Here is a 12,421-nt window from a genome sequence, read left to right on the forward strand (position 1 = left end):
CATGACAGAACTAACGCAGCGCAGATCAAGACGGCGTGGGGGCGGGCGTGAGGCGCGCGCAGCAGTACGATCCAGTAACGCCCCTTCGCAGGCGATTTGGCCGGGTATTCCCGGTGGGCGATACAAGCCCCTGTCAGACGCGGACATGGCGCGCATTCACGAGGCCGCGCTTACTATTCTGGAACGCACAGGGGTAGGGGATCCCACGCAGGAAGTTCTTGATCTCGTATTGCCCAAGGGGGCGACTTTGAACGAGCATGGCAGGCTGTGCTTTCCTCGGGCCTTGATGGAAGACCTTTTGGCCAAGGCCGCTAGTGAGTTTTATGTCCATGCGCGCGGATCGCGGGCTGGCAAGGATGATATGCACTGCACCAAGGATAAGGTGTATTACGCAAACTCCGGTACCGCTGTGACCACGTTTGACGCGGAAACGCGCAGTTACCGGCCATCAACACTCAAGGACATTTACGACTTCACCCGCTTGGTAGACCGGCTAGACAACATTCACATGACCGGTGACACGGTTTTGGCGACGGATGTGCCACAGGACTACGAGCATGACATGAGCATGCTCTATGCCATTCTGGCGGGTAGCGAGAAGCCTTCTTGCCTGACATTCCGTACACGCGAGCATATTCAGGACGCCATCCATTTGTTCGACCTGGCATCGGGAGGGGAAGGCAAGTTCCTTGAAAAACCCTCGGTCATTTTTGGTGGGTGCCCAATCGTTTCACCGCTCAGATTCGGGCGCGAGAATCTGGAAATCCTGATTGATACAGCGAAAATGGGGCTGGTATGCGACCTGGCTGTTCCGCCGCAAGCCGGGGCGACGTCGCCTGCGCCGCTTGCCGGGACCTTGGCGCAAGCCGTCGCCGAGACCCTGTCATGTGTGGCAATTGCCAACTTGATCAACCCTGGCACTCCGGTAGTCTTTGCGGCTTGGCCCTTCATCACTGACCTGCGCACCGGTTCGTTTACAGGCGGCAGCGGTGAACAGGCGTTGATCTCGGCCGCAGCCATTCAGATGGGCAATTTCTATAACCTGCCGACCAGCGTTGGATGTGGTATGACGGATTCCAAGATACCCGATGCGCAATACGGTCTGGAAAAGGCGCTGACCTTCGCGTTGGCGGCCCATGCCGGTGCCAACAGGCTGTGTGAATTCGGCGGTATGCTTGGCAGTCTGATGGGGTGCAGTTTTGAGTCCATGGTTATCGACAATGAGGCCGCGGGAATGATCTCGCGAACACTGCGTGGGATCGAGGTGAGCGACGACACGCTCTCAGTCGACGTCATCCATGAATGCGCAATTGATCCCGGTCACTTTCTCGGCAACCCGCAGACCTTGCAATATATGGAGACCGAATATGTCTATCCGACGCTGCTAGACCGGGAACTGACCGATACCTGGGAGAAAGCAGGTCGTCAGGATATGTTTGAGCGGAGTCGGTCGGTTGTGGACGATATCCTGTCCAATCACTACCCAAACTACTTTGGTAGCAAAGCCGATAAAGAGGTGCGGTCCAAGTTCCCGATTAAACTGCCGCCTGAGGCGATGCGAGCGGGTTGAGCGCTGCGACTGGGAAGAAGGCATCGCATTTACAAGAGTGTGATGCCTTTCCGCTGCAAAACCTAAATCCTCAAAGCACCCTGTCGCGTCAGATCTTCGGTCGCCAGCTGTATGCCTTTTTCAAGGATGTCGAACATCTGGTTCAACTCGTCTTCTGTGATGATCAGTGGTGGGGAAAACACGCACATATTGATGATAGGGCGCAGGATCAGGCCGTTCTCTTGGCAATGCCGGTCAATCAATGCACCTACTGATTTATCAAAGTCCAACAGGTTTTCTGCTTTTGCGTCAGCAACACATTCAACGCAGCCCACCGGCCCCATACCATGCCGTCCTCTGTCATGACGTGAACACCAAGACCTCTTTCGGTAAAAGTTTGTTCATTCAGACCGAGATGCGACATTCCCTCCCACGGGTGCAGGAAGTGCTTGTTGTCCCAGTCGCGTACGGATTGAAAGTTGGAATTGAAAAGGGTCATGCGTCACCTTATTGTAACGTGTATCACAAAATGAACAAACATTCATTCAATGCCAATCCTTGATCTTTTGATCCGCTAGATGCGACAAGACCAAAAGCGGCACCCCAGCGAAGGACAAGTGAGATTACTCTCGAGTCAGATAGCCCAACCAATGCCCGAGATCTGAGCAAGTTGCAGAACCGAAAGCAGCTGATCCAGGCGGCTGCAGACGCTATTCACGAATAAGGAATTCGCGGATCGACCTCGGCTAGGATCCAGGAATTATCCGGATTGTCTCGGGGAATGGTAAACCTTCATTTTGGTTCTAAGGAGAAGCTGCTGCTCGCTGTGGCAGAAGAATTGTCAGAGCGCTACGCGGGGCAGTGGAGGGCAATAGCAGACGATCAAAAGTTGGACGCGGCCCAAAAGCTGATTTCTATCATAAAGGCGGACTTCGATCCCTTCGTTCTTAATCCACGGGATGTTTCGATCTGGTTTTCGTTTCGGGCAGAAGCGCTCTCGAATCCACACATCTTTCCTTTGATCGACTCGCGAGACAAAGGTTTTCGAGCCGTGATCCTGGAACTATTTGAGGAAGTAAACAGCGAAGGTGAGTACAAAGACATCGACGGCAAACTTGCCGCAGACGCATTGATTGCACTGTTGGAAAGGCTCTGGACCGATTACCACTTGCACTCAGAGATTTTCAAACCCGAGGAGGCTTTTAAGATCTGTCTGTTTGTACTGCAGTCAGTGTTTCCAAAGCACTTAAACACTCAGCAGTCCATGCGTGAATGTGACTAAAAGGTTAGGCTCGAAGCGGGTACATTGCGCCTCTCCGACCAACGGGCGCGCCGCGTGAGGTCTCAACAAATGAGCCAGAGCATCTTCAACGCTGTCGGCTCAATCGTCCGCTTCAATAAATGATGTGTATGCTGCCTAACGACGAGATCGGTTTCTCAAGGATACGTGCGACGCCTCTCTGGTCAGGCGCCGCATGTGATAGGTTTAATTATCGGTCACGTCCGAAATCCACGTTCCCGCTGCAACAGCTCGTGGAAGCCCAAGCGGGCCAATCGCCAAAAGCGCGACCTGCCGCAAGTCTTCAGCAGGAATTCCTTCGGCTAGCCCTCGGCGGCTATGTGAATGTACGGCACCTTCTGACGCGGCGCCAATCGCGAGTGCCAGTTTGACAAGCCGGCGTTCGCGTTCCGTGAGGTTCCCGGCCTGTGCGGTCGCTGATCCAAGTGCGGCATATGCATCCCAGATGTTGGGGTGTTTTGCAGCAAGCGCCCCTGCGGCGCCGGGCAGATCTTTGGTCATTTCAATCTCTCCTTTTCGTTAGCTCATGCCTTCGGAAATGATTTCTTCAAATGCGTTCTTGGCTTTCTTTGGCATTTTGGCATCGAGGAACCCTTCCTGCATATCAGAAGCGCCGACCTCAATGACCATTACCATACCCATCCCGAGATGCGGTTTGCATTTAACCCCGATCATGCCATCGGCAGTCAGTTCAACCTCAACTTCTTCATTGATCTTGCCTACGAAAGGCTCTTGCCCTTCGGGAACCATACCTTCGACGGTTTCGGCATTGTGACCTTTGTCCGCTGCGCGGAAGACCACGATATCACCGGCCTGAGCAGAGACAAATCGCGGTTCAAACACCATTGTTCCAGCTTCGCCTCGGTTCAGCATCTGGACCTCTATGGTTTCGGCAAGGACCGAAACCGGGGCAAGAGCCAGCAGGGTGGCTGTGGTTAGAGATTTGAGTTTCATCTTACGTTTCCTTGTGAGGTTTCAAGAGGTTCATCCGCCAAGTGCGGACATATGGCGCGCCACGGCGGGCTGTGACATTTGGGAAAGGTCGAAGCGGTGGCGCTCGGGCTTCATCAGTAACGCGCTTCGAATGGCGTACGATGCCTCGTCCTCGGATCGGCGCAGGGGCGCGCGCAGGTCAACCGAACCCTCGTCACCCATGCAGGTATAAAGGCGTCCGGTGCAACTGACCCGCACCCGATTGCAGAGCGCACAGAAGTTGCAGGACATCGGGGAAATCAACCCAAGCTGGCCACTTGTCTCTGCGACCTGCACATAGCGCGCCGGACCGCCAGAGTTGCGGTTTATTGGGGTCAGCGTCCATCGGCGCGCCAGGTCCGATTGCAGATCACGCAGGGAGAGCACGCTGTCATTTCGGTCCAGACCAGTATCGCCCAGCGGCATTTCCTCGATCAGCGTCAAGCCCATGCCGCGCCCATGGGCAAAGCGGATCAAATCGTCGACTTCGTCTTCGAACGCGCCACGGCTGGCAACCGCGTTCAACTTGACCCGTAGGCCCGCGTCCTGCGCGGCATCCAGCCCGGCCAGAACCATGCGAATATCACCAAGTCGGGTCAGGCCGCGGTATCGATCCGGGCTCAGCGTGTCGAGCGAGACGTTGACTCGCTTTACCCCGCAAGCCGCCAAACCATCTGCATGGCACGCCAGCAATGTGCCGTTGGTGGTGAGTGTCAGTTCATCCAGCGCGCCGGACCGCAGATGCCGCGACACATCCTGAAACAAATCCATCACATCGCGGCGCACCAGAGGTTCGCCACCGGTAATGCGCAGCTTGCGCACACCACACCGAATGAAAATGTCGCTGAGGCGGGCCAGTTCTTCGAGGCTCAATAGTTCGCGCTTGGGAAGAAATGACATCTTCTCGGCCATGCAATAGGTGCAGCGCAGGTCGCAGCGGTCGGTGACCGACAGGCGCAGATAGGTGACGGTTCGGCCAAAACCATCGACCAGCGGAGTTAGCGTTTCTCGCGCTTTTCTTTTGGATGTCGAAGATGCGCCAATGCGCGCAGTTTTAAGGGGGCTCAGGCCAAAAGGGTCGGCATTCTCACCGCAACCACTGCTGTTTGTGTTGTCCAGCATCGGACCCTCCTGCATGTGATGGGGATTTTTTAAAGTTTTGCGTGGCCGGGCGTTGCCCCGGCCACGCTGGTCTTCGGTGCCTTAGTTGGCGTCGGCCGCGTTCATCATCAGGTATTCCATGACGAGTTCACGTTCGCTGTCATCAAGGCCGGCCCGTTCGAACATGGACGGCACGATGCCTTTCCACTGTTGTTGCGTGTAGTGGGTCACTTCCCGTGGGGCGTGACAGACAGTACACCGCTGGAAGAACATCTTCTCGCCCGGAGTCATGTCGGCGTAGAGGGATGCCGTCAATGCTTCGAGCCGCTCCAGGCCAAGCTTATCATCGTCAATCGCGGCAAGCTCCATGTCTTCGATGATCGCAGGTTTGTCGTAGGCCATGTTCGGACCTTCGGGGTCTTCGCATTTGCGCATTTCGATGAGGACGGTGTTGGCCGTGGTTGCTTCGCTAAGACCTGAGGCGCGCTGCGTCGAAGTCAGGAAGTTCACCAGACCGGAGTTACAGCGCCCCTTGCTGTCAAGTGACGGCCAGCACCCTTCGTAGATCGAAACGACGCCCGGCATGATCTCGTCGCTGACGACGGCCCCGGCGATAACGGTGCCTCGGTCGTTGTAAAGCTCGACCAGATCGCCATCGGCGATGCCGCGTTTTGCGGCGTCATCGGCATTGATCCGAACCGGTTCGCGACCCTGTACCTTGTAGATACCCCGCAGCGTTTCCGATTGGTCCATCTGGCTGTGCAGGCGGTACCATGGATGGGGCGACACGACGTGCAACTGGCCTTCCTTGGCGTTGCCGAGGTATTCGTGTTTCTCCATCCACATGGGCATACCGGGGCAGTCCTCGATCTCCATATTCGCGATGTTTTCGCAGAACATTTCGATCTTGCCCGATGCGGTGTGCAGCGGGTTTGCGTCCGGGTCCGAGTAGAAATCGCCGTGGCGCACCCACTTCCGGGCCTCGGTAGGTACCGGCATCCGGGCATAACCCTTTTCCCAGAACTCTTCGAACGGGGTTTCCTTGGCCGCGCCCGAAGCCTCATAGGCCAGTTTGATGTGATACATCTTGTCTTCGCTGTCTGTGAACTGCGCCCACAGACCCAGTTTGTCGGCCAGACCTTCGAAGATTTCATAGTCGGGCAGGCTTTCGCCAACCGGTTCGATCACCTTCTTCATCGCGTAGACGCGGTCGTTCGAATAGGTGCCGCCCGAGGTGATGTCATCCTGTTCCAGTGTCGAGGCTGCAGGCAGGACGATATCAGCCCAGCGGGTCGCAGCTGTCCACCACACATCGACAGAGACGATGGTCTCGACCTTCTCAAGCGCGCGGATCAGCCGGTTGGTATCCTGCTGGTGCGACATGAAGTTGTTGCCGGCATTGAAGATCATCTTGATGTCGGGATAGGTGTTGGTCTGCCCGTTATAGAAGAAATCCACGCCCGGGCTTTCCAACGCCTCGGTAATGCGCGAGGCCGGGACGATCTTCTTGACGAAGTTTCTGCCCTGGCTCATGCCGACCGGTGTGGCGTTGCCACCCTGAGGCATACCGCCGTTACCATAGTGCCACGAGAACCCAACGCCCTCGCCCGGTTTACCAATCTTTCCAAGCAAGGCCGCAAAGTTGATCAGCGACCAATAGGCCATCTCGCCATGTTGGGCGCGCTGGATGGCCCAGGAACCGGCGATGCTGGTTTTCGACGATGCGATGAGTTCAGCGAGATCCTTGATCTCCTGCTCGTCAATGCCGGTGATAGCCGAGGCCCAGGCGGGCGTTTTTGGTGTGCCGTCGGTTTCACCTTTCACATAGGCAATCCACTTGTCGCTGCCGACTGTGTATTTGTCCAAATAGGCCTGGTCTTCCAAACCGTTTTCCAGCGCGTGATGGGCCATCGACAGGAACAGGGCGGTATCGGTGTTCGGTATGATCCGTTTCCACTCTGCGTTCAGATAGTCGTCGCTGGCGGTGCGCTGCGGGTTGATCGAGATGAACTTGACGCCCGCATCGCGGATTTCTTCCCAATGGGCATACATGCCGTGGTCGGCCACGCGGTACTCGATCCGGTTGTTCTTGATCGGGTCACAGCCGACAAGCACGAACAGTTCGGTATTGTCGCGGATGGTTTCCCAGGCGGATTGCGCGGAATAGACTTCCATGTCGCCGATGATATGCGGCAGACATACCTGACCGGCACCAGCCGACCAGTCGCCTGCCGTGTTCGTGCAGCCGCCCATCAGGTTGATCAGACGTCCCTGCAAAACATTCGGGCGGAACACGCCGGCATTCGACCAGCCGCCATAGGATGAGCTGAAGATCGCTTCGTTTCCGTGGTTGGTGGCAGTATCCAGCAGCGCCTTGGCGGTCAGGCTCCAGGCGGTGTCCCAATCGACGCGGACATATTCTTCCTTGCCGCGCAATTCGGGCTTGATGTCGCCACTTTCCCAACCTTCCAGATAGGATTTACGCACCATCGGGTAGTTGATCCGGCTCTTGTCATAGGTCCGGTCCATGACGCCGTAGGCCAGCATCTCGGTGGGACGGGCATCAAGCTCCATGATTTTGTTGATGCCGATAAGCTTGCCATCGCGGACCACGGCCTCAAATGGGCCGAAATGGGTCGCGTGGAACGTGCGCCCCCCGAAGGAGTTGGGGTCTAGCGCTGCAAGTGCAGTGGAATTCATCAGGGCGGTTGCGCCGAATGTGGCGATGCCCCCTTGCAAAAAGGCGCGGCGGGTTGGCGTTGAGAAAGACATATCGGGCCTCCTGTGACTGGCTTCTGGGCGCACATTATTCTTTGGGCGAAGCTGTCACTTTGACTGCGCACAACTGCGGTTGTCCGAATATGTAAAGAAATGTAAAAGCAGCCTATGGCGCAGCATATCCTAATCGTCGAAGACGACCGCACGACCCGGTTGCGGCTTGCCGCTTATCTGCAAGAGCAGGGGCATCGCGTCAGCATGGCCGAAGATGCGGACGAGATGGAAAGCATCATCGAATACGATCCGCCGGATCTGTTGCTGGTCGATATCAACATGGACGGAAAGGATGGCCTGACGATCACCCGTGAACAGCGGGCAAAATCACGGGTCGGTATCATCCTGCTGACAGCCCGCGATGATCAGGTCGACAAGATCGTCGGATTGGAAATGGGTGCCGACGACTATGTAACCAAACCATTCGACAAACGTGAATTGGCGGCGCGCGTGAAGAATCTGCTGGCTCGGATTGCGGATATCGGGCAGGCACCCGAGGGCCCACCGCCGGTCGAATTGTTTGGCGTTTGGTGTTTTGATCGGATTCGGCACCGGTTGGTCTCGGTCGCAAGAACAGAAACACTTACACCTCAGGAATTCGCGATTATGAAGGCACTGGCAGATCACCCTGGGCAAACGCTCAGCCGCGCGCGGCTTTCAGAACTGATCGGCCGCAGCTCCAACCGCGCCAATGACAGGATGATCGACGTGGTGGTTGGACGGCTGCGCAAGAAGCTGGAAAAAGACCCGGCCAACCCCGAATGGATTTTGACCCAACATGGTAAGGGTTATCACTTCGTTGATCCGACTTCGACCTGAAGCCCCGCCTCTGTAGCCGCCACTTCAAGGGTTGATGCCGCGGTCTTGGCACTGGCGCAGACCCGGTCCAACAGGGCCTCGCTGGAATCACTGTCTTGGGCCTCCAACTCGGCAAGCAGCGTACAAAGGGTCTCAAGCCGGAAATTCGCAGCGGCACCTTTCAACCGGTGTGCGGCTTTGCGTTGCTGGTCGGCCCGTGTGGACTTGATCGTCGCCACAGCCTCGGGCAATGCGCGCAGAAACTCGGATACGATCAGCGCTGTCGTTTCATGGCCGAGATCTGAAATATCGCTTCGAAGACTGTCCAAAACCGCCGTTTCCTGCTGGAGCGTTTCGGTCGCGCTGACAGGCGAAAGAACTTCTGTCAAAGCCCTGGGCGAGATCGGCTTGGCCAGAATGCGCGCAACGCCCAGCCGGGCGCGGTTCTGTTCCGTGTCATCAATCAAATGCGCCGTCAGCGCGACCAGCTTCGGCGCGTGTTCCCCGGCGCCAATCCCTGCGGCTACCTCCTCGCCTCGCATGTCCGGCAAATCAAGATCGATCAGGACGAGATCGAAGCGATTGTCGCGGCAGCACTTCAATCCGGCCATTCCGGTTTCAGCCTCTTGCACCCGACATCCCAGCCGCTCCAGATAGCCCCGTGCCACCATGCGGTTCACGGCATGATCGTCGATCACCAGGACATTGCGGTTGAGATCGGCCTCGGACAGTTGGGTTTCGTCTTCGGCCACACAGTCGGCATCGCCGGGCATCAACGGAACGGTCAGGGTAAACCGGGTGCCGACGCCAGGTTCACTTTCGACGCTCAGCACCCCGCCGAGCGCTTCGGTCAGATTGCGCGAGATGGCAAGACCGAGACCAAGCCCCTCTATTCCTGCGCGTTTTACGGTTGCTGTCCGCGTATAGGCATCAAAGGCCTGAGCGATAGCCTCGCGCGTCATGCCTATTCCGGTGTCGGTCACCGTGAAACTGACAACGGGCTGTCCTGTGTCCTCCGCCACCGCGTGGTCCACGGTAAGCGTGACAGTCCCGCGCTTGGTGTATTTGACCGCGTTCGAGATCAGGTTTCCCAGTATCTGTCGGATTTTCACAACGTCGCCGAACAGCACCGGGGGCGCGGGTTCTGTGAGTTCGACAACGGTCTGCAGCCCCGTCTTTGCGGCCAGCGACTGCAGCTGGTGACCAAGCTGGCCAACAAGATCGCGCAGGTGAAAATGCACGGGGTTCGTGCGATTACCGCTGTCTTCGCTGCTCGCATAGTCCAGAATGTCATTTGTGATCTCCAGCAATTCGCGGGCCGAGCGGTGCGCCGTTCGCACCCGATCTTGCCGGTCCTTGTCTGTCACTTCGGCCTCCAGCAGCCCCAACATCCCGATAATCCCGTTCAGCGGGGTGCGGATTTCATGACTCATCCGGGCCAGAAACTCGGTTTTGCTTCGGTTTGCGGCCTCGGCCTCGGTGCGCGCCGCGTCCGAGGCCTGCATCTCGGCAACGACATCGCCGGTACGCGCGATCACCGTCTCTTCCAGATGTTCGCGCAGCTCGGCTGCTTCGCTTGCGCGGCGACGCAGGATGTTGAGCGCTTTTTCCATACGCCCGATCTCATCATGGCCGCTGATCTGCATCGGCGCGCCATATTCACCTTCCGCCACGGCCACAATGCGTCGGGCCAGCTCTCCCAGACGCGCGACCAGGTGCTGTCGGGCGTAAAGCCACAGGACCGAACCGGTGATCACCGCTGCAGCGACCACCACAAGCAACGCGATGTTCATTACCGACGACTGCCGTTCTGCTGCCGCGATCTGGGCGACCCCCTGGGCCTGCACGGCATCGCGAGCCTGTCGGGCTTGCGACGACAGGCTCGCGATCATGGATTGCAGGCGTTGACTGTCGTCAGCAATCGCCATCTGCAAGGCGATCCTGTCCTGCTGCCGGTCAACCAACCCACCTTGCGCGATGGTATCCTGCAGCTGTTGCAGCGCAGCCTGTGCCACGTCCCTTGCCGTAGGTGTCGGCAGGTAGCGGATGCGACGATCGGCCAGCGTCAGACGATCCGATAGCTCGGTGCGGAGATCGGCCAGCGCATCTGGCGTGGCAATCACCTGCACCTGCTGCAGCTTCAGCCGGATCGTATCAACCACATTTGCGAGCTCTGTCAACCGTTCGAAGGCAAAGAAATGGCGATCCGCAAGTTCGTCCAGCGCCGGGCGCGGATCGCCGTCAGACTCGGTATAAATCCCTACGATGCCAGCTGTTATCCTTAGTCGCGCCAGATCGGTCTCGTCGCTGATGATTGATTCCAATTGGCCCGCCAGCTGGATGATCTCGTTTGTTTGTTCCGCGATGTGGATGGCAAGCTGCAACTCCTCTTGTCCGTTTTTGGCCATTTGCGCGACAATCTCGCTGGCGCGGGATTCCGGCCCTGTTTGGGCCGTGGTCGGGCTCATGCCCAACAAGACCTGAACCCCACGTTCGATGCTTTCGACGGTCTGGCCAAGCGCAACTGAAATTCGATCAAGATCATCGCTGGTATCCGCTTGCGTGAATGCGGTTGCAAGCGTGCCAACAACTTCGGCAGAGGCGCCGATCCGGCTGGCCAGCTCTATTGCGGGCAGGTTGGTTTCGATTAGATCGTTCTGCGTGCGAATCAGATATCGGTTGACGGCAATCGCGACGATACCCACCATAATGGCAAGCGCCCCCATTGCTGAAAGGATCTGGATCAGCCGCGTGTCAAATCTCGTCCGTCGCATTGTCAGACACTACGGGGCCATCTGGGTTGGTTCAATCTTGGCGACCGGACTATGTGTCGCGTTCTGGTCTGCTGCCGCGGCGGGTCCGCGTACGCTGGTGTGCGTGCTTGTTCCCCATTTCAAGGATGAATACTGGCTAAGCGTCGGCTATGGGCTGGAACAGCAAGCAGAGCGGTTGGGGTTGGACCTTCGATTCTATGAGGCGGGCGGCTACCGCGCCCGTTCTCGGCAGATCGAGCAGATTGAAACCTGCATTGACCAGGGCGTCGATGCAATACTCATCGGCGCAGTAACATCTGATCATGCGGATCTGATCGCATCGATAGAACAGGCAGCGCTGAGGACCCCTGTTTTTGGCCTGGTCAACGAGCTTCATGCAGATACCCTGAGTGGGCGCATCGGAGTTGACTGGCAAGATATGGGACAAGCCGTTGGGCATCACTTGACCAAGCTGCATCCCGACGGATCGCCGCCCAAAACCGCAATCTTTATTTCAGGTCCGGCAGAAGCCGGTTGGACGGGCCCACTGGAGGCGGGGCTGCGCAATGGCCTGAGCGGCAGCGAGGTGACCATCCTCGAGGTCTTTGGTGCCGACACGGGCCTTAGTCAGCAACTGGCTCAGGTCGAAACGGCCTTGGAACGCTATCCCGATGCGGATTACCTGATTGGTAGTGCACCAGCAATTGAGGCGGCAATTGGTGTACTTGTGAACTCAGATGATCCTGATCCGCCGCAGCTGATCTCTACCTATATCAGCCATACGGTCATGCGTGGCTTGATGAATGGAAGGGTCATAGCAGCTCCATTTGACGATCCGGCCATGCAGGGTGACATGGCACTCAATCAGGTTGTGTCCGTTCTGGCATTTGAAAAACCGGTCGGGCTGACTGGGCCTGACATAATCCTGTTGACCCGGTCAGATCCGACGTTGGTCGATATCCAGATATCTCCGGCAGAGTACTTTCCAAGCATTCAGTAAGTCAGCGGAAAGCAGACCGTCATACCTCAGTGAGCAGGACCGACGATACTAGTGGTCCTTTTGGGCATCGAATCCACGTTTCTTACAACAAGGCTTTTCATTTGTGGTTCTCAAAAACCATTACTACCAAAGTTCGGTTCTGCTGGCCTTTGTCTTTCAGCGCGACACGGTATGTG

Annotated in this window: 10 protein-coding genes; 4 read left to right on the forward strand and 6 right to left on the reverse strand. The window is 57.2% G+C overall.

All coding sequences use genetic code 11. The features are described from left to right. Position 1: 1 nt before the first annotated feature. Positions 2–1,570, forward strand: coding sequence for a trimethylamine methyltransferase family protein (locus ACR1XY_RS20990; RefSeq protein ID WP_480596128.1), 1,569 nt, complete (start codon positions 2–4; stop codon positions 1,568–1,570). 62 nt (positions 1,571–1,632) lie between these two features. Here ACR1XY_RS20990 and ACR1XY_RS20995 read toward each other — a convergent pair whose 3' ends face one another. Then, positions 1,633–1,839 (reverse strand): hypothetical protein, encoded by a 207-nt coding sequence (locus ACR1XY_RS20995; RefSeq protein ID WP_480596130.1) that lies wholly within the window; start codon positions 1,837–1,839, stop codon positions 1,633–1,635. 491 nt (positions 1,840–2,330) lie between these two features. Here ACR1XY_RS20995 and ACR1XY_RS21000 point away from each other — a divergent pair, with 491 nt between their 5' ends. Next, positions 2,331–2,831: a TetR family transcriptional regulator C-terminal domain-containing protein gene (locus tag ACR1XY_RS21000; protein ID WP_480596133.1), complete on the forward strand. Its 501-nt coding sequence runs from the start codon at positions 2,331–2,333 to the stop codon at positions 2,829–2,831. Positions 2,832–3,035: 204 nt separating this feature from the next. Here ACR1XY_RS21000 and ACR1XY_RS21005 read toward each other — a convergent pair whose 3' ends face one another. The 4 genes from ACR1XY_RS21005 to ACR1XY_RS21020 all read right to left on the reverse strand — a co-directional run bounded on the left by ACR1XY_RS21005 (position 3,036) and on the right by ACR1XY_RS21020 (position 7,694). Next, positions 3,036–3,350, reverse strand: coding sequence for a carboxymuconolactone decarboxylase family protein (locus ACR1XY_RS21005; protein WP_480596135.1), 315 nt, complete (start codon positions 3,348–3,350; stop codon positions 3,036–3,038). Positions 3,351–3,368: 18 nt separating this feature from the next. Continuing rightward, the gene (locus ACR1XY_RS21010) at positions 3,369–3,803 is read right to left on the reverse strand and encodes a pseudoazurin (RefSeq protein WP_480596137.1); all 435 of its coding nucleotides are present in this window, start codon (positions 3,801–3,803) and stop codon (positions 3,369–3,371) included. Between the two features lie 30 nt (positions 3,804–3,833). Continuing rightward, positions 3,834–4,943: a GTP 3',8-cyclase MoaA gene (moaA, locus tag ACR1XY_RS21015; RefSeq protein ID WP_480596139.1), complete on the reverse strand. Its 1,110-nt coding sequence runs from the start codon at positions 4,941–4,943 to the stop codon at positions 3,834–3,836. A gap of 81 nt (positions 4,944–5,024) precedes the next feature. After that, a complete protein-coding gene (locus tag ACR1XY_RS21020; RefSeq protein ID WP_480596141.1) occupies positions 5,025–7,694 on the reverse strand; it encodes a molybdopterin-dependent oxidoreductase in 2,670 nt (889 codons plus the stop codon). Between the two features lie 114 nt (positions 7,695–7,808). On the opposite strand from ACR1XY_RS21020, the gene ACR1XY_RS21025 reads away from it, so the two are divergent. Next, positions 7,809–8,513 (forward strand): response regulator, encoded by a 705-nt coding sequence (locus tag ACR1XY_RS21025; RefSeq protein ID WP_480596143.1) that lies wholly within the window; start codon positions 7,809–7,811, stop codon positions 8,511–8,513. On the opposite strand, the gene ACR1XY_RS21030 is transcribed toward ACR1XY_RS21025, so the two are convergent. Continuing rightward, complete coding sequence (locus tag ACR1XY_RS21030; protein ID WP_480596145.1) at positions 8,486–11,266, reverse strand: ATP-binding protein; 2,781 nt, start codon at positions 11,264–11,266, stop codon at positions 8,486–8,488. The genes ACR1XY_RS21025 and ACR1XY_RS21030 overlap by 28 nt on opposite strands. Between ACR1XY_RS21030 and torT the strand changes: the two genes are divergently transcribed. After that, positions 11,244–12,245, forward strand: a complete 1,002-nt coding sequence (gene torT, locus ACR1XY_RS21035; protein WP_480596147.1) for a TMAO reductase system periplasmic protein TorT — start codon at positions 11,244–11,246, stop codon at positions 12,243–12,245. The genes ACR1XY_RS21030 and torT overlap by 23 nt on opposite strands. Positions 12,246–12,421: the final 176 nt, after the last annotated feature.

The sequence above is a fragment of the Ruegeria sp. AD11(2025) genome, from assembly GCF_056542405.1.